This window comes from Yinghuangia sp. YIM S10712 (genome assembly GCF_051388935.1).
Lineage (GTDB): Bacteria > Actinomycetota > Actinomycetes > Streptomycetales > Streptomycetaceae > Yinghuangia.
Genome location: NZ_JBPKBI010000010.1, coordinates 62,633 through 81,387 on the forward strand (window position 1 = coordinate 62,633; position 18,755 = coordinate 81,387).

Annotated in this window: 10 protein-coding genes and 1 pseudogene; 5 read left to right on the plus strand and 6 right to left on the minus strand. The window is 69.8% G+C overall.

Going from position 1 to position 18,755, the window contains the following annotated elements:
* Positions 1 to 392: 392 nt before the first annotated feature.
* Together ACRX5W_RS20430 and ACRX5W_RS20435 are read right to left on the minus strand one after the other, a co-directional pair.
* Complete coding sequence (locus ACRX5W_RS20430) at positions 393 to 2,117, minus strand: GMC oxidoreductase (protein WP_436789670.1); 1,725 nt, start codon at positions 2,115 to 2,117, stop codon at positions 393 to 395.
* Positions 2,118 to 2,131: 14 nt separating this feature from the next.
* Positions 2,132 to 3,136 carry a Gfo/Idh/MocA family protein gene (locus ACRX5W_RS20435; protein WP_436789824.1) on the minus strand — a complete coding sequence of 335 codons (1,005 nt, stop codon included), beginning with the start codon at positions 3,134 to 3,136 and terminating at the stop codon, positions 2,132 to 2,134.
* 777 nt (positions 3,137 to 3,913) lie between these two features.
* On the opposite strand from ACRX5W_RS20435, the gene ACRX5W_RS20440 reads away from it, so the two are divergent.
* Positions 3,914 to 6,130: a glycoside hydrolase family 3 C-terminal domain-containing protein gene (locus ACRX5W_RS20440; protein ID WP_436789671.1), complete on the plus strand. Its 2,217-nt coding sequence runs from the start codon at positions 3,914 to 3,916 to the stop codon at positions 6,128 to 6,130.
* Between the two features lie 109 nt (positions 6,131 to 6,239).
* Entirely contained in the window at positions 6,240 to 6,848 is a 609-nt protein-coding gene (locus ACRX5W_RS20445; protein WP_436789672.1) for a TetR/AcrR family transcriptional regulator, read from the plus strand.
* A 390-nt stretch (positions 6,849 to 7,238) separates the two neighbouring features.
* Here the strand turns inward: ACRX5W_RS20445 and ACRX5W_RS20450 are convergent, their stop codons facing one another.
* From ACRX5W_RS20450 to ACRX5W_RS20465, 4 genes are all read right to left on the minus strand, one after another.
* Positions 7,239 to 9,284, minus strand: coding sequence for a GMC family oxidoreductase N-terminal domain-containing protein (locus tag ACRX5W_RS20450; RefSeq protein ID WP_436789673.1), 2,046 nt, complete (start codon positions 9,282 to 9,284; stop codon positions 7,239 to 7,241).
* 403 nt (positions 9,285 to 9,687) lie between these two features.
* On the minus strand, positions 9,688 to 11,073 hold the full coding sequence (locus ACRX5W_RS20455) for an ABC transporter substrate-binding protein (protein WP_436789674.1): 1,386 nt from the start codon (positions 11,071 to 11,073) through the stop codon (positions 9,688 to 9,690).
* A gap of 431 nt (positions 11,074 to 11,504) precedes the next feature.
* Positions 11,505 to 12,182 (minus strand): DUF2637 domain-containing protein, encoded by a 678-nt coding sequence (locus tag ACRX5W_RS20460; RefSeq protein WP_436789675.1) that lies wholly within the window; start codon positions 12,180 to 12,182, stop codon positions 11,505 to 11,507.
* A 335-nt stretch (positions 12,183 to 12,517) separates the two neighbouring features.
* Positions 12,518 to 13,945, minus strand: a complete 1,428-nt coding sequence (locus tag ACRX5W_RS20465; RefSeq protein WP_436789676.1) for a recombinase family protein — start codon at positions 13,943 to 13,945, stop codon at positions 12,518 to 12,520.
* An 803-nt stretch (positions 13,946 to 14,748) separates the two neighbouring features.
* On the opposite strand from ACRX5W_RS20465, the gene ACRX5W_RS20470 reads away from it, so the two are divergent.
* The 3 genes and pseudogenes from ACRX5W_RS20470 to ACRX5W_RS20480 all read left to right on the plus strand — a co-directional run bounded on the left by ACRX5W_RS20470 (position 14,749) and on the right by ACRX5W_RS20480 (position 18,671).
* A complete protein-coding gene (locus ACRX5W_RS20470; protein WP_436789677.1) occupies positions 14,749 to 14,871 on the plus strand; it encodes a hypothetical protein in 123 nt (40 codons plus the stop codon).
* Positions 14,872 to 14,916: 45 nt separating this feature from the next.
* Complete coding sequence (locus ACRX5W_RS20475; protein WP_436789678.1) at positions 14,917 to 16,050, plus strand: hypothetical protein; 1,134 nt, start codon at positions 14,917 to 14,919, stop codon at positions 16,048 to 16,050.
* A 445-nt stretch (positions 16,051 to 16,495) separates the two neighbouring features.
* A pseudogene (locus tag ACRX5W_RS20480) lies at positions 16,496 to 18,671 on the plus strand (FUSC family protein).
* The last annotated feature ends 84 nt before the right edge of the window (positions 18,672 to 18,755 follow it).

The following is an 18,755-nucleotide window of genomic DNA, read 5'->3' on the forward strand; positions in this document are numbered from 1 at the left end:
GTGTGCCACTTACGATCGCATGCGTCGACGCTCATGGTCGTGCCGATCGTTCCCGAACGGTAGACATTTCGAGGAAGGTATCGATGCCGCTGCTCAGGTCGGCGGTGCAGGCCGGCTCCGCACCGTCAACCATGGGGTGCCGACAACCCTCCGCTCCGCCCATCGTGCTGCACCTCCACCAACACGGTGCCCACTCCAACGAGTTGGATTCGGCTCCTGGCGGCATCGCTGCTCGGAACACCAGCCGGTCAGGATGCCTCTTCCGCTCCGGGGACGATGACAGCACTCAACCCTCGGCAACAGCGGCTCGACCACCGCATACAACTCGTCGCAGACCACCGAAGCTTCGCCCGAGCCAATGTGAGTCACCATCAGGTGTCGGCGTGCTGGGTTTATCCGGTGGCGGCGGCGTAGGTGGCGGTGCGCCAGGCGAGGGCCATGATGGTAAGGACGGGGTTGGCTCCGCCGTTGGTGACGTGGAGGCTGGCGTCGGCGACGTAGATGCGGTCGGTTCCCCAGACTTTGCCGTGCGGGTCGGTGGCGCCGTGTCGAGGGGAGTCGGACATGCGGGCGGTTCCGGCTTGGTGCTGGCCTCCGGACAGCATTTGTTTTGCCGTGCCCATCTGCCAGGTGCGGGTGGCGCCGGACGCGCGGAGCCATTCCTCGGCGCGTGCGGTCAGGAACGCGTGCGTGCGCAGGTCTTCGGGGTGTTGGAGTCCTTCGAGGCGGGCGACGGGCAGCCCGAGGTGGTCGGTGACGGTGGAGGCGAGGCGGACGCGGGCGTCGCGGGTGGGTATCTCGTGGACGGGAGCCTGGATGTTGATGGTGCGCCGGTAGTTGTCGGCCAAGGCGCGGCGCGCGCCGGGTCCTGTGCGGTCGACGTCGGAGGGCAGACCGAGGGCGTAGTGCATGGTGGGGATCTTGATGAAGTCGTGGCCGAGGAGGCCGCCGCCGACGATGCCGTCGTTGCCGTGGGAGAAGTGCCGGGTGGCGACGGAGGGGCCGGGGCCGTAGCCGTCGTGGACATCGGTGTCGAAGAGGCCGAACACGAAGGCGTACAGGTGTCCTTGGAGGCAGTCGCCGACCCAGTCGTTGCCCAGCCCGCTGAGTTGGAGGAGCCTGGCGGTCTCCACGGCGCCGGCCGCGAGGATGATCCGTCCGGCGTGGATGACGCGTGAGGTTCCGTCCGCAGCGATCTCGACGTCGCCGCTGTCGGAGATCCGGATTACCTGCGCGTCTGTGATCAGGTCGGCGCCGAGGTCGAGGGCGCGGGGCAGGACGGTGCTATGGGTGCCGTTGCGGGCGTCGACGGGGCACGTGAACCCGACGCACTGTCCGCAGCGGATGCACGCCGAACGGCCGTTGCGCGGCTCGGTGTTCAGCAGCAGCGGAACCGCGCCGGTGGGCCAGCGGAGCTTCTCGGCTCCGGTCTGGAGCACCGTGTGCGCGATGGTCGGGGGGAACGGCGCCATCGGGTAGCCACGTTCGCGGGGGCCTTCGTCGGGATGGGCGCAGCCGGCGACGCCGAGTTCCCATTCGACCTTGTCGTAGAACGGTTCGAGGTCGTCGTAGCCGATGGGCCAGTCGGCGAGGGCGGATCCGTCGGGGACGCCGTACAGGGAGGCCATGCGGAAGTCGTCGGGCAGGAACCGCCAGGCCTGCGCGCCGAAGAACCGGGTGCCGCCGCCGACGGTGATCGCGTTGTGGTGGTACCGCAGATCGTCGTACTCCACGGCCACCTCGCCGCGCTCGCTGCCCTCGTCGGGCACCGCGCGCGGGTGGCCGGGGGGTGTGTCGAGGTCGCCGCCGAAGAAGAACCGGTGGTTGCGGATGTGGTCGGCCGCCAGGTCCCGGGCGCCGAACCACGAGCCGCGCTCCACCACGAGCACCGACGCCCCGGCGGACGCCAGCACGAACGCGGCGACGCCGCCTCCGGCGCCGCTGCCGACCACGACCGCGTCGTACCGGTCCCGCAGTCCGCGCAGTTCCCGCGTCGGCGGGCGCTGCACCAGGGGCACGTCGACGGGCGGGCGGCCGGCGGGGTAGGGGTCGTAGCCGATCTCCTCCCAGGCGCCCGAGTTCGGGTCGGCGTAGAAGTCGATGGGTGAGCGGGTCATCGAAGCGCCTTTCGTCACAGGCGTGTTGGCTGGGCGTCCACCGGCGGGGCGGTCCGCGTGGCATTGGCGAGGACCTGGGTGCGGACGGCGTCGAGCGTGGAGGCGATCGCGACGCTCTCGTCGAGTGTCATCAGCGGGCTCTCGGCGAGTCCCTGGCCGAGGCAGCGGTGCACTTCGGCGATCTCGAACCGCAGCCCGTTGCCCTCGTAGGAGCCGTCGATCCGCTCGGCGCCGCCGGGGCGGGTGGTGACGGTGATCGCGTCGGGGCAGTGCATGAACGCCGGGAGGTCGACCGAGCCGTCGGTGCCCGCGATCCGGGCCGTGCAGGCCAGGGTGGTGCGGATCGCGGCCTTGACGACGCCGAGTTTGCCGCCCTGGTGCCGGAGCACCGCGGCGACCTGCTCGTCGACGCCGGTGGCTCCGATCACACCGTCCGCGACCACGTGCTCAACGGGGCCGAGCACCAGCGAGCACAACTGGACGGGATAGACACCCAAATCGAGCAGAGCGCCGCCGCCGAGCCGCGGGTCGAACAGCCGGTGTTCCGGCTGCATTGGCCACCGCATCCCGAAGTCCGCCTCCACCAAGAGCGGTTCGCCGATCCGCCCGCTGCCGATGACGTCCTCCAGCGCCCGGTACGCCGGCAGGAAACGGCTCCACACCGCCTCCATCAGGAACAACCCGCGGGCCCGCGCCGCGTCCGCCATCCGCCGCGCCTGCCCGGCGTTCATCGCGAACGGCTTCTCACACAGCACGTGCTTGCCCGCCTCCAGAAAGGCGAGGGTGTCCTGCTCGTGCCGCGATGCCGGAGTCGCCACATAGACGACGTCGACGTCTGGGTCGGCAGCCAGATCCGCGTAGTCGCCGTACCGGCGCGCGACACCGAACCTGTCCCCGAACGCCGCGGCCCGGTCGATTGAGCGCGACGCCACCGCGACGATCTCCCCGTCGGCCACGGATGCCATGGCCTCCGCGAACCCGGCCGCGATTTCACCCGGCCCCGCCACACCCCAGCGCACCGTTCCCAACCCTGACCTCCCAAATCCGGTAAGCCACCGGCCTCGTACCGCCCCAACGGCGCACTCGCGGTGGTGACACCTCCAGGAATGGAAACGAATCATTCAGATGAAAATGCCTGGGCGGAGCACTGGTCGGCGAGAGCGGGCACTGGTTGGCGATGCGCATTACTAATGCGCTGTAGCAAGGTCGCATTCGGCGCTGCTCATGACAAGACGCACGTTGGCAACAGTCCGATAACGGAAGCCGCTGGAAACATGGCCCACCAAAGGCCGGCTCCTGGACGGTTGCCGCCCGGGGTGCCCGGCACGGTTCCTCCTGTCGCAGTTGGGGCGTTCTTGCGGGCATCGCAGGCTGACGTGTGGGCTCTCAAGCGGGGGCGGCATCAGGCGCCCACGCCGACGGGCTCCACGGGACCCGAGCACGCGGTTCCGATGCGTGTTGCCCGTCCTCCCGGATCGCGGCGACGAGGTGACGTGACCGGTGGGCGTCGGCGCCACTGCGATCCGGCCGGCACGACGACTGCTACTGGTCGCGATCCCGGCCGACGGGCACGCCGTCGCGGCAACGTCTCTGCTCCGAAGGCGAGTTGCCATTGAATGGGCACGTGGCCCGCACCGCACGGCCGTCGCCCGAGACCACCCGAGCGCCACCGATCACCCGAAGCCGACAGTCCGTGCGGGCGAGCTGCCGCGGCCTCGGGTCGGGCGGTCGACACGATCTGCGACCTCCCTCTACCTTTGACTTACTAAGTAATTAGTAAGTAATCTGGAGGTCTCATGAAACACCCACCGACAGTCGACGTTCCGACCGCCTTCGAGACCGCGGTCGCGGCGGTGCGAGCCGGAGACACACCCGAGACGCAGGCCAAGCTGCTGTTCGAGGAGCTCTCCGCGGGCGAGCGTCTGTGGCTTCTCGACGGCGACACGCCGTTCTGGGAGGGCACTGCCGCCATCCGTGCCGAGGGCTACAACGCCCGCCCGTATGTGCACGGCGCGGTCGACCGTCTCGGGATCCCGGGAACCCGCTTCGTCGATGGCCCGCGCGGGTGTGTGGCCGGGAGGGGTACGGCGTTCCCGGTGCCGATGGCCCGCGGGGCGACGTGGGACGTCGCCTTGGAGGAGCAGGTCGGCGAGGTCATCGGCCGTGAGATCCGGGCGCAGGGCGGCAACTTCTTCGGCGGCGTCTGTGTCAACCTGCCCAGGCACCCCTCGTGGGGGCGTGCGCAGGAGACGTACGGCGACGACCCCCACCACCTCGGGGAGTTCGGGGCCGCGCTGACCCGCGGCACGCAGAAGTACGTGATGGCGTGCGTCAAGCACTTCGCGCTCAACTCGATGGAGAACGCCCGCTTCAAGGTGGACGTGACCGTCGAGGAATCCGTGCTCCACGACATCTACCTCCCGCACTTCAAGCGGATCGCCGACGCGGGTGTGGACGCTGTCATGACGGCGTACAACTCGGTCAACGGCGAGTGGGCCGGGCAGAACCAGGTCCTGCTCACCGAGGTGCTGCGCGACCTGTGGGACTGGCGCGGGATCACCGTCAGCGACTTCGTGATGGGCCTGCGGGACGCGGCAAAGTCACTCAATGCCGGCCTGGACCTGGAGGAGCCCTTCGCGCAGCAGCGCGCAGCCCACCTCGCGCGGCAGCTCGAAGCGGGGGAAACCTCCTGGGAGATGGTCGAACGGGCCGGGCTGCGGCTGCTTGCCGCGCAACTGAGGTCCTACGCCCGCCGCGTGGACGGTGACTTCGGGCCGGACACGATGGCGTCGGCCGAGTCCCGGGCGCTGGCCCGCACCGTTGCGGCGCGGTCCATGGTGCTGCTGAAGAACGACGATGTCGACGGTGTTCCCGTGCTTCCGCTGGAGCCGTCCCGGGTCGGCTCGATCGCGCTGATCGGCAGGCTGGCCGTGGCGGCGAACATGGGCGACCACGGCTCGTCGGACGTCCGTCCCCCCGCGCACTGCACACCGCTCGACGGCATCACCGCCGCGTTCCCGGACGCGGTGGTCACCGTCGTCTCCGACGACGACCCCGAAGCCGCCGCGACCGCGGCCCGCCAAGCGGACGTCGCGATCGTGGTGGCGGGCTACGACGCCGCCGACGAAGGCGAGTACATCGGCCCCGACGTGGTGGCCGACCCGAGGATCACCGCGCTGATCCCGCCCCCGCCGCCGGAGATCGCCGCCGCCATGTCCACCACCCCGCCGCCGGACGCCGCCGACGCGCCCTGGGGTGGCGGCGACCGCGCGTCCTTGACCCTCCGCGAGATCGACGAACGGATCATCCGCGCGGTGTCCGCGGCGAACCCGCGGACCGCGGTCGCTGTCGTCGCCGCCGGCGCGGTCACGACCGAGGCGTGGCGCCACGAGGTCCCTGCCGTCCTGCTGATGTGGTATGCGGGCATGGAAGGCGGCCACGCCCTCGCCGACGTCCTGACCGGGGCCCACAACCCCACCGGTCGCCTGCCGTTCTCCGTCCCCGTGTCCGCCGACCACCTCCCCCCGCACGACCGCGACGCGACCGCGATCACTTACGGGCGGCTCCACGGCCAACGCCTCCTGGACCACCTCGGTGTCGACGCCGCCTTCCCCCATGGGTTCGGGCTCTCGTACACCACCTTCGTCGTCACCGCCGCCACCGCCCTCGCGGTCGATCCGGGCAGCGTGCGGCTGAGGGTCGACGTCGCCAACACCGGTACGCGCGACGGCCGCCACGTGGTCCAGGTCTACGGCCGGCGCACCGAACCCGACCACGCCGACGAAACCGCCCTGCTGGGATTCGCCTGCGTCGACATCGTTGCGGGCGCGACCGCCTCCGTCGACGTCGACGCGTCGCTGCTGCCGCTCGCGCGCTGGGACAGCACACAACGCCGACGCGTCCTGCCCGGCATCAACGCGGTCGCACTGGACGTCGGCGCACACGCCCGTGACCCCCACGCCGTCGCCGTGCCACTGGCATCCGACGATGACGCCCCCTCACCTCGCGCCTGACCTGTCGGCCGGTTCATCCGCAACTGCGGGCCGCGCGTGGACGTCGAGCGCCCGCGCGCGGCCCGCAGCCCCGCAATGTTTCCGTTTCCCCGACATGCCAGGATGACCTGTGCCCACCACCGACCACGGATCCGGCGTCCGCGAACGCCGCAGCGCCGAACGCCGCCGACGCATCATCGACGAGGCGATCGAGGTCATCGGCCGCCGCGGCTACTACGGCTTCAGCATCCAGCAAGTCGCCGATGGCTGCGGCCTCACCGTCGCGGGCGTCCTGCACCATGTCGGCAGCAAGGACGGACTGCTCCTCGCCGTCCTCGAAGACCGCGACGAACGCGACGCCGAGTTCATCGCCGCCCGACACGACGACGACACCGAACCGCGCCACTTCCGACTGCTCGGCAGCCTGCGCGACATCGTGCACCGCAACAGCAACCGACCGGAAATCGTCCGCCTTTACACGATGCTGCGCATCGAGTCGCTGGACCGAGGCCACCCGGCCCACGACTACTTCCGCACCCATGACCAGAAGATCCTCGACGCCCTCGCGGGCGCCCTCACGGACGCCGTCCCCGAACCGGTCTCCACTGCACGCCAGATCCTCGCCATGATGGGCGGCCTCGAAGAACAGTGGCTCGGCGCGGAACAGGGCTTCGACCTCCTCACCGAGTGGGACCGCGCCATCAGCCGCATCATGCCCGGCAACACGCCCCCGAGTTGACCCACGCGGCACTGTGTTGACGGCGTCGTGCCGTGCAGCGGCAGAGCACTCCGGACGGCGTGGATGAGGCCCAGTCGCCCACGACCGGGTTCTGCTCAGGAGCCTGGGACGGCACGGGCGTGACCCGGTGCGCGGGGCGACGCTTCTTCTTCCGTGGTGGGTGACTGGGTCATTGGTGCGGAGTTGCCGAGGCGGCACCGGCTTTGCTGGGGCGGGCGCGGCTCGGGTTCATGGATCGCGCAGAGATCCGCGCTTGTTTTGCACGGAGCCCGGGTCCTTGAACCGCGCCCACCCCGAGATCGGTCACAGACGGGACCGGGACGTACGCGCGTTAATCGGCGCGGCGGCGCAGCGGTCGTGTGGGACCGGCACGCCGGTCCCGGGGGCGTGTCACCGGGTCGTACCCCAGGAGCGTGCGACCCGGAGGGCGTTGGCCACGATGGTGAGTCCGGGGTTGACGCCGCCGCTAGACGGCAGCAGGGAGGCGTCGCTGACGTAGACGTTCGGTGATCCGTGCAGGCGTCCGAAGCGGTCGGTCGCGCCTCGGGCCGGGTCGTCGGCCATCCGGGCGGTTCCGCAGGCGTGTTCGGTGGCGGGGATCCGGGGCGGCGGGGTGCGGGAGGTGCTGCCGGGCCTGGCCATCAGGTCCATCGGCTGGGAGCAGTCCGTCGCTTCGAGCCATCTCATGGATTCCCTGGCCAGATACCGGTTGTTGTCCTGGGTGGCTTGGACGTTCGGTCCGGTCACGATCGGCGCCGGGACGCCGTCGCGGTCGCGCAGTGACGGGTGGAGGCGGACCCGCCCTTCGGCCGAGGAGAGTTCCTGGGCCATCGACATCAGGCCGATGAGACGCGGTGCGGTGTCCCGCATCCATCGCTTGTGGCCGGTTCCGTAGAGGTCGGCGCCGAAGAGTGCCGCCAGCGAGGACAGCATGAGCGGGTACGGGCAGAACATGTCGAAGACGACGCCACCGCCGATGGGCGCCCGTCCGTCGTGCACGAAGTCGAGTGTGCCCACCGAGTGGCCCGGGCTTCGGAACAGGCCCACCGGCTCCGGGGCGAGGCCGACCACGAAGGTTGCCGAGTGTCCGTGCAGGAATCGCCCGACGTTGTCGTTTCCCAGGCCACTGGCCTGCAGCAGGCGCGGGGTCTCGACGGCTCCCGCCGCCACGACGACCCGGTCGCAGGCCACCGTCCGCTCGACGCCGTCCACCAACAGCCGGACGCCGTCGGCTTGTTGGGCGCGGTGCGAGACCCCCACCACGGGCGCGCCGGCCAGCAGGTCACAGTTTCCGGTCCGCAGCGCCCGGGCGAGAAACGTGTTCTTCGCCCCGTTCTTCGCGTCGACGGGGCAGGCGTGGCCCAGGCACTGGCCGCACTTCGCGCAGGGCGGCCGTCCGTCGCGGGTGACGCTGTTGATCGCGAACGGAATGGGACCGGTGTTCACGCCTATGCGCTCGCCCGCCTTCCGGAACAGTGTCCGTACGGGGTCGTCGGGCAGCGGGGGCATCGGGTATCCGCGGGAGCGGGGGGTCCTTGCGCTCAGGGCATCGTCGTGCCCCGCGACCCCGAGTTCCCATTCCGCGTCGCTGTAGAACGGTTCCATCTCCGCGTAGCCGACGGGCCAGTCGAGGACGTCGGCTCCTTCGGGCGTGCCGTAGGTGCTCTCCATCGCGAAGTCCTCGGCGAACATGCGCCAGGCCATGCCCTGCCACAGCCGGGTTCCCCCGCCGACGGTCATGGCGACCAGGCCCCAGACATCCCCGCCGGCGGTGGCGTCGACCGACCACTCCGAACCGTCCGCGAGGACGGTCACCCGCGGGTTGCCCGGGCCGGGCCCCACCGAGGTGGCGTAGACCGCGCGCTTGCCGTGCAGGTGATCGCTGCGAAGCCGGTCGGTCGGCATCAACGGCGCCCGTTCGACCACCAGGACATCCGCGCCGTCGGCGGCGAGCACCGATGCCGCGACCGCCCCTCCCAGGCCTGAGCCGATGACGACCGCGTCGTACCGGGGCTTGAGCCGGGTCGGCGCGATGGTCGGGGTCGGCGTGTCGGGCCGCCGGGTCGGCCCCGGATCGAAGCCGAGCATCGCCCACCCGGCAGGCGGGTGAACGCCGTCCCTGCCGTAGAAGCCCTCCGTTGCGACGCGCACCGCGGCGAACACCGCCTCCCCGACGGCCGGGTCGGCGGCAGCCGCGGCAAGGAGCCGGTCCTGCTCGACGGTGTCACGATCGGCGAAGTCCGCCCCGTCGGCGCACGCGTCGGCCAACGCGGCGGCAAGCCGCTCCAGCGGCTCGTGGCACCACGCGAGGTCCGCGTCCCACTCGGCGCGCAGGTAGTCCCCCACGCCGCCCTCCCACCCGCCCGGCCACTCATCGGGCGGGATGACCCGGTCGACCACCGCCCGGAACAGGTGCTCGTTCGCTGCGAAGCTCACGGCTTCACCACCTCCACAAATGTTTTGTCTGTGCGCTTTGCGGCGCGGATCGCGATCTCGGTGCCTCGCGTGGACGCCGCCGTGGGCTCCGAGCTCCGCCCATCTCGCGGTTCCTGTCGACGAACTCGATCTCGGCCGGGGCGTTCCAGAGTCAGAACGCCCCGGCCTCGTCCTCCGTGGAAGCCGACTATGGAGCCATGAATGTGATGGTTGGATGATCGGCGAACGGTAGCGATTCCTCGACGCGGCGAGCCTCACCGCGCGAGAACGTCCGGGACACATCGATGGCCTGATCCCGACGTCGGACGCTGGAAGCGTCGCAGCGTATCCCCGACGTCAGGCGGGCGACCGGCATCAGAATGCGTCTACACGGACCACGCCACGAACCCGCGAAGCCCGTCTGCTACTTGAAGTCGGCCGTGCTCTTGCCCACATCCGCGAGTGTGACCGGTTTCGGATAGTTACCGGTGAGCTTGACGACGGGTGCGTCGCAACGGTAGGCGCCGTTGTCGGGCTCGAAGTCCGCCGGCTTCCACCCCTCGGGCGTTGCGGTCACGACGTTGAAGCAGGCGACCGGCACATCTGGGCCGGACACGTCGAGTGGTGCCTGGAGACCGCCGCCCGTCCAGGCCGTCTCCTTCTGCGCCGTCTCGAAGACGCACTTACGGGTGAGGTTGTCGCCGCACGACGACGCCGACTTGGCGAACAACAGCCAGGACGAGAACGCGCGCACGGTCGCCAGCGTGACCTCACTCCCGGGCGCGTACTTGGCGTACAGGTCGACGACCTTCTGGGTCGCGGGGTTCTCGGCGGCCTTCTCCAGCGGGAACACACCGCTCAGGTCCGCGACGTTGTTCTGCCCCGCCAGCGCCTGGTTGCCGGCGAGCTGGAGGAAGTCGTCGCCGTAGGCGTTGCTGTTCGCGTCGATCCAGTCGAGCTTGTAGCCGATGGTCGTGAGCGCCTGCTCCAGCTTCGCGAGCTGGTTGAACTGGCCGTAGAACAGCAGGCCCTTGACGTTCTTGTTCTTGATCGACTGCGCGTACGGTGTCCAGTCCGATACCCCCTGCGTCGGGTACAGGTCGCTGTACGTGACCTGGCCGCCGGTGGCCTTGATGCCTTCCTCGGCCATGGCGACCAGCGGTTTGACCGTAGGGGAGTCGCCGCTGATGACGCCGACAGCGCCCGCTGAGCCCGGGTAGGCCTCCTTCAACAGCCAGTTGTAGAAGCCCGAGTAGGTCAGGTACGTCGTGTTGCCGGGCTGAACCGATACCTGCAGATCGGAGCCGGAGCTGTCCAACCCGACGGGCTGGGCGGGGAAGTCCGGCAGCATGCACGACAGCCGGTCCTTGACGCCCATGCTGTCCAACGCGGCGCCGCCGCCGACGAGCGCGAAGTCGTCACGGCACGCTTCGGTCATGCGCTGGCGGACTTCCATCATCTTGGTGTCGTGGACGTTAGCGACAAGCTTGCGGCCGTTGATGCCGCCGGCGTCGTTGCACCACGAGGTGAACACCTTCGCGGCGTCGCCGAACTCCTGCTTCTTCGTGAAGCCGACGTCGCTGAAAACACCGACCTTGATCTCGCCGGCCGTAACCCCCTGAGCGGGCGAACCCGTCGGGCTACCGGGCCGGCAAACGTTCTTCAGATCTCCGATGTCCGCTGACACGGCGGACGATTGCGCATCGGTCGGCGCCGACTCGGAGTCGGAGCTGTCACCGCGGTCCGAACATCCCGCGGCGAGCAGAGCAGTCACCGCCAAGGCGGCGATCAGGGTTCTCTGTGTTTCCACGCACTGCCTCCTCAAAAGGCTGGTCCCCGCAACGGCGTACGGGTGGCTTGCGCTCGGCCCGTCCGGTTCGCGGCGGCGCGGAACGAGCGCGGGTTGCGGCGCGAAAGCCGGTCGCGGCTTCTCAAAGCAACGAGAGGCCGTGTCCAGGCACAGCGGCGGCCGGACCTGGACGACCTGCGGTTTGAGACGGGCCGCAGCCGCCCCTGGCTTAGGTTACTAAGTACTTAGTAAGTATGAAAGGGGGCTTGTGAAGGAGTCATCATCGTCCGGTGCTCCGACGGCGTTCGAGGCCGCGGTGGCGGCCGTTCGCGCCGGAAACGCCCCGAGCGCGCGGCTAGGAAGCTGTTCAAGCAGCTTTCGTCGACAAGCGCCGTGGCTCCTGGACGCCTCCACTTTCCGCCGCATGTGGTCCCCTGGACCCGGTCCAGGCCTCAGCCCGTGATCCTTCGGGGATTCGGACTCGACGTCGAACGTGGTTTCTGAACTTCTCGGATCGCGGCGACGAGTTGTCGTGATCGCTGGGCGCCGATACGCAGGTCCTTGCGGAGGGTCTCGGCTGAGATCGGACGCCGGTGTGCCTGCCAGTGTCGTAGGTCGGCGGCGCGTGCCAGGGCGAGCAGATCTTCCTGCCCGCCCGCTGCATCGTCAGCGCCTGAGGACGCCGCGTCGTTCATGGCAGATACCTGTTTGACAGTTTTGACGGTTGGTCGATCGCTTTCAATCCGCAGAGACGCCGGCTCCTCCGTGGTAACTCGTTGGTTGAGAACTTCGAGGAGCCCGGGGCCAACCTCCGCCCAGCCGATGAGCAGAAGGGGCCCGACCGCGTCGAACGCTGCTTTGCCGTAGTGCTGGGTGATCAGTGGCTCGGTGACGTTCAGCGCGAGGGTCATGACGCTGGAGAACACCAGGAGCCGTCGTGCCGGCCGCGTCACGGTGGCGTCTGCGCCGTCCAGGACGAGCCGTCGGATCGCGAGGAGCAGTCCGAGGATTGAAAGGTCGACGGCTGGGGCGACCAGGGGTGCGACCCAGGGGAGTACGCCGAGGCGTAGGGCGAGTGCCCAGACATTGCCGAAGCCGAAGAGGAAGGTCAGACCGACGACGGCGCCCATGATCAAAGTGACGGCTCGGACCGCGGATTCCCGAGGATCGCGGGGGTGGTCGGCTGCGCTGGGCGGGGGTGCGGTTGCGGTCGCCATCACAGCACCGCGATCTGCTGCGCGCCTCGCGACATGGCATGTGTGTAGTGTTCGAGTCCCCCCTCGGACACATAATTGCCCCACGAACTTCGGTTCCAGGGCAGCATCGATCGGCACCCGTGCTTGGCCTCGGCCGAGGCGGGTGTTTGTCGTTTCCGGGGTCTGCTCTGTCGATCACCTTCCTCATTTCTCGGTGCTGGCTGTCGGTTGCGCGCTGACCGGTGTCCGGTGCCGGTCGGCGCTGGGAGTCATCGACCGATAACGATCCTCTCCTTCCGTTCGGTGTCCGCGGTCACGGTGCGACCGGCTTGGTCGTAGATCAGGCCGATCCCGTCGGCGCGGAGGTGGGCGAGTGCGCCCGTGGGGTCAGGTGCCGTGTCCTCGCCGGTGCGCATCAGATGGAGCGTTGGCAGATGGGCGAGGATCTGGTCTTCACGGGCGTATGCGTTCGGCGTCCGGTGTGGATCACGAGGCGTGGCGCTGGAGTGCCCGTGGCGGCAGCGGTACGCGGCGCGGCCGTTCGACCAGCACGACTCCATGAGCCGACTGCAGTGCCCGCAACGAAGCAGGCCGGCGAGCCGGTACGTCCTCCCGACGGCCTTCTTCTCGGCTCGGATGGCCTGTGCGGCGACGAAGTCGGCTTCGCTGACCAGGGCCGGGTGCGCCTGCTTCTCGGAGATCACCCACTCGTCGGGGGTGTTGCGGCGCATGACGTCGCGGTGGCCGAGGTTGGTGTTGTCCGGGTCGATCAGTTCGTGGTCGGTGCGTTGCCGGTTCCACACCTGGCGGCCGGTGTACCTCGGGTTGCTGAGGACGCCCTGCACCGAGGTGAGCGTCCAGGCAATCGCGGTTCGGTGCGGGTTGCGTTCGCGGTCGGCTGCTGCTGGGCACGGGACCTTCATGTCGTTCAGCGCGCGGGTGATCCTGGCGACGCTGTGGCCGGCGAGGCGTTGTTGGAACATCCAGGTGACGATGGGGCCGGTGTCCGGGTCGATGTCCATCTGTCGTAGCTGAACGCCGCGGCGGGCGAGTGCGCGGTTCGGGTGCGGTCCCGCGTCCACGAGCCGGTATCCGTACGGTGGTCGCCCGCCGAGGTAGCGACCTTGGTCGCGGGCCTGGACCAGCATCGCGGTGCGTGAACGGACACGAGCTCGGGTGACCTCGCGCTTGGCCAGGACACCGAGCAGGACCATCAGTTCGTCGTGGGCTGCGAGCTGCGGGTCGACCTCGCCGCCGAGCTCGGGCAGCCAGACAGGGACGCCGTAGTGCTCGAAGACCGGTGCCATTGCGGCGAACTGCTGCCCGGAGAAGGCGCGTTCACTCGATCCGATGATGATGGCGTCGAACCCGCGGTCCGGGTCGGCGAGAGCTGCGAGCAGAGCAGCAGCCTCGGGGCGTCGGGGCCAAGGCAGCGAGCGGCTGTGGCCGACGTCGAAGTACTCCGCCACGATCCGCCCGTGACCGGAGGCCACGGCATCGGCGCGCAACCGCTGCCACGCCCGTGACGTCACCGGGTCCTGGTGGTCCTCGGTGGACACTCGGCCGTAGAACGCGAACCGCAGGCCGCCTGCAGGGGCGGCACCGTTCACGCGTGCCCCGGGCTGGCAGGCCCATGCGGCCAACTGGCCCCGGGCAGCACCGGATTCGATCCGGCCCGTCACCGCGCTCGCCGTCATGGCCACCCTCCAGAACGTCAGCCGTCTTGCCCGGCAGCGTTTCCACGGCGTACCGGAATCCCACCGTCCGCCACGCCAGTTGGTCAGATCGAGCGATCCTGGTTTCGGTTCGGGCGCGTTGGGACAGCCGCAATCTCTCGGCGATGTCGTGGGCAAGATGGGCGTCTCTGCCACGCGCAGCACGACCGGCCGAGGCGTTGCGCTGACGAGCTTCTGCGGGAGTCCGCCAAAGCCGGGGCGGTTCACTTGTCGGATGGTCCCGTGGGATGGATTTCGCGGTTCTGGTGCCGGAGATGCGACGGCTTCAAAAACGCTTTTCCGGATCTTCTGAAGGGGTGGCCGTGGATGACGTGCTGGAGCGGATTCCCGCACGGCGGCGGAACCCAATGCGGCGCAGGAACGGAGCCGGCCGAGGAACTGGGAAGCCGTTCGGGCTGAAAGAAGGGACTCGGCAGCGCGGAGCGGGTGCTTATCCGGTTGAACGCGCAGCTCGAAGCAGAGGCGGACGAGACGTCCGGGCCGACTGCCGGGAGGATCGCGGGCTCGGCGGTGCTGCTGGTGCCGTACCGGGAGAAAGGCATGGACGAGGCCGCTCTGCCCGAGCGGCGGTCAATGGTGGGCAGAGCACGACGTACAGATTCGGCACACCGCGACCGACCGTGATCGCCGTGATCAGATTGTGCAGGCCCGCTTTGGTCTTCCAGGGAGCGGAAGCCGGGGCGCCGACGGACCTCGTGTGGCAGTAGCTGCCCGTCACGACCGACAGCAGCCTGGATCCGGTCGGACACCGTGCGGGTGGTTCGGTGGCGCGGCGTGCGGTGCGGGCCAGGATGGGGCCGGAGCGGGTGTCCGCGGTGGCGTACGCGATCGCCCGGTGGTGGGAACAGGCTCTGTGCTGGGAAGACGAGGAGATCTGGCCGTACTGACTCTGTGGGCCGGATCGCGGGGCAGCTGACGAGGAGGGTCCGGTCATGCGGGTGTCATCTCAGGGCGTTACGGTGGTGGCTCTCCTGGCGGATCCGGACGTGCCGACGGAGATCGCGCAGCGCTTGGCCCAGACTCTTCCTGCTCGGCTCGCCGACAAGTGGGGCCAGGGGCGACGGTTCGACGTCGAGGTGGTCAGTGAGCCCTTCACCGCAGGCGCCGAGGACCCGTCCACCTTGATGCGCCGGATCATGGATCGCGGAAGTGCGGAGAGTTGGGACATCGTCGTGGCCCTCACCGACCTTCCGCTGCACTCACACGGGCGCAGGCTCGTGGTTAATCTGAGTCACGAACACGGCTTGGCGCTGCTGTCTCTTCCTTCGCTGGGGGGCTTGCGGCTGCAGACGAGAGCGCGGCGGGCCGTGGAAGAAGCCGTGCTCGGCTTGGCGGGTCCGCGGGCCACGGGGGCTGAAGTACCTCCGCAGAGTCCACCGCTGCGGGGACTCTTTGCCCGTCGTTTCACATCTATCCACCCGGGCCCGGTCGGTGAGGATGAGACCGACGATCTTTGGTACGTCGTCAGCGGGCCGCGCGGTTACCTGAGGGTGCTCGTCGGCATGGTCCGCGCCAACCGTCCGTGGCGGTTGGTGCCGGGCTTGTCGAAAGCCCTGGCGGCCGCACTCGCCACCGGGGCGATCGCCACCTTGACCTCCGACATCTGGAGCCTCGCTGAGGCCTTGAGCGTGCCACGCCTCGTGATCGCCATGGTCGGGTCCGTCGGGCTCATGATCGGCTGGCTGATCGTCGACGGGGAACTGTGGGATCGGTCAGCAGGGCCCTCGCGGGAGGCGAAGCAGAGGGCGCGGCTCTACAACGCCTCGACTGTCGTGACCGTGGGTATCGGGGTGCTGGTCTGCTACGTGGGTTTGATGGTCATCAACTTGGTGTGGGCGCTGTTCATCCTCAACGACCGAGTGTTCGCTTCTACGACACGAACTCCGCTGCACGCCGCGGAGTACTGGACGTTGTCCTGGTTCGTCGCTTCGGTCGCCACCGTGGGCGGCGCGCTGGGATCAGGTTTGGAGAGCGACGAGGCGATCCGGGCCGCTGCCTACTCCAAGCGCGAACAGGAACGTCTTCATACCCTCCAGAACGACCACGGTGACCAGCCCTCGAAGTGAACCGATGCCGACACGAATGGCTCCCGAACGCGCGTGTGGTACCGTCGCTCACCGCTGGCAGGCGACCGAGCGTTCGGGTTCCACGCCGCAGCCCTTCGGGCCAGCCCAGGCCCGCTGAACCAGGGACTGTCCCCGGGCCGGCGGGCGACACGCACCGGGCCATCATGGCGATGACGGTGCAAGGCTGTCGCGGTAGGGCAGGTCAGTCACCCTTCTTCAGCCGCTTTGCCGTCGGCCGTGCCGGACCGGCCCCGAGGACGACGTCGAGCGCTGGGGCTGAACAATCGGCGCCAGGGGATGGTCATCGATCGCCGAGGTACACAAGGGTGTGCCGGTCTGTGGGTGGAGACCGACCAGGGGGCGCGCGTCCGCCGAGCGCGGTGCCGTCAGGAGGCGCGGCGCGGCAGACGCGCCCTGGCAGGGCCTTCCGACTAGGCTCGCATCCGTGAGATGGCTGCGGACCTTCGGGGAGGTCGCGCGATCCGGGCTCACGATCGAGGAGACGCGGCTGGAGCCACTTCTCGCGCTGCGCACGGCTGCTGGGGTGGCGATCGTCATCGGGCCGGCGCTGTGGCTGGTCTCCCCTGCGTACGCCGCGTCCGCCGCCCTTGGTGCCTACTCCGCCGGTGGGGCAACCTTCCAGCGCACTTGGCGTCCGCGCAAGGTGATCGCGCTCGGTGCGGGCGCGGGTCTGGCGCTCAGCACCTTCGTGGGCTACCTGGCGGCGGGACGACTCGTGACGTTCCTCCCACTGCTGGCTGTATGGGCCTTTGCCGCGGGGATGGCATGGGCCCTCGGATCGACCGCCGGGATCGTCGCAGCGACGACGGTCGGCAGCATGCTGGTGACCGTCACCCTGCCCACGAGCGTCGGGCAAGCCCTGGAACACGCCGGGGTCATCGCGCTCGGAGGCGTGACGCAGGCCGTGCTGATCTTGCTGTTCCCGATCCGCCGTTGGGGGGGCGCATCGTGACGCGCTCGCCGACGCCCTGGCCGCCGTGGCGGACTACGCCCGCCGGCTGCGGGACGACCCGACCGCCCCGTTCGACCCGGAGCCGTTGATGACGGCCCGGGACGCGGCTGCCGTGACGCCGTCACAGGCCCGCACCCGTCCGCCCGTACTTCACGGCCCCCGGGGCCTCGCCGAGCGCATTCTGCCGGTCGTCGCCGCGCTCGCCGACCCGCACGTCGGCGCCCCGGCGGAGGGACCCGGGCGGGACCGCGCACGGGAGTTGCTCAACACGGCCGCCGACGTTCTGGACGCGGCCGCCCGCTCGATCCGCTGCGGCGCTCCCGCGGAGCTGCCTCCCGGGAGCTCGGATGTCCTGCGCATCGACGAGGAGGACGAGGTGCTGGAGGGGCCTGCCCGGCAGGCCGCCGAACGGCTCGTGGGACTGCTCGCCGAGGCGTTGGAGATCGCCGAGTGCGGCAGCGCGGGCGACAAGGCGCCTGCGCCGCCCGGCCCCGCGAGCGCCCAGTTCCTGGTGCGCCCGACAATGTTCCGGCTGCTCCCGGTCGCCGTCCGGGCGATCCGCCGTGAGCTCCGCCGTGACTCGCCCGTGTTCCGGCACGCCGTCCGGCTGGCGGCGGTGGCCACGCTGGGCTATTTGATCGCTTCCCGGTTACCGCTGGACCACGGCTACTGGGCGCCCGTCGCCTCGGTGATGGTGATGCGGCCGGACTTCCACCAGACGTACGCGCGTGCGGTGGCCCGTCTCGCCGGGACGCTGGCGGGGGTCGCGCTCGCCACCGGGACGGTGCAGGCTCTGGGTCCGGACGCCCATGTGTTCGGCGCGCTGGCGGTGGTCTCGGCGGGCCTCTCATACACGCTCATCCGTACCGGCTACGCCTACTCCCAATGCTTCACTGCCGCGTACGTCGTCTTCTTGCTCGGCTTGGGCGGCCAGTCATGGGAGCAGACGGTCCCGGAACGGATGGTGCTCACCCTGCTCGGCGGGGCCCTGGCGATGCTGGCGTACGTGGTGTTCCCCGCGTGGGAGACGCCCCGGCTGCCGAGCCGACTCGCGGACTGGCTCGCCGCCAACGGCCGCTACGCGGCCGCAGTGCTCCGCAGCTACGCCGAACCGACGCGGGAACATCGCGACGACATGCGCAGGGCACTGCTGGCGAGCAGGGAGGCACGTGCCGCCTGGCAGGGGGCCTACGACCAGGCGAGGCGGGAACCGGTCCGCCCCAGGGGGCTGACGTCGCGCGAGGCGGAAGAGGCGCAGAAGGCGCTGGAGGGGTTCGACAGGGCGGCCATGCTCATGGAGAGCCACGTCCCGCGGACCGACAGCCGTTTCGCCCCCGAGGCGGAGCGGCTCGCCGAAGCCCTGGAGGCGGACACCGCGCAGGCGGCAGTCGACGTGCGCGAGCACAGGAATCCGGACTGGGGGCGTGTGGAGGAAGCCCTCCACGCGTGGGATGGCGCCGCCGAGGACCGGAGCCCGGTGCTACGGCGCGGGGCGGAACTGCAGAAGCGGGCCCTGGAGGACCTCGCGACAGCGGTGAGCCGCACACCTCTGGAACGGGACGTCGGCTCAGCTCGCGAGGAGCAACGGGTGCGAGCGGCCGTGGCTGCGGAAGGCAACGGGTCAGGACCCGCACACCGGGGTGGGTGACGGCTCCGGCGACGGGGAGCGCCGCGCCTCTGGAGCCGGACACGTGTGGCGAGTCCCTCAGGCCTCCCGGGTCGGTGTCCTTCG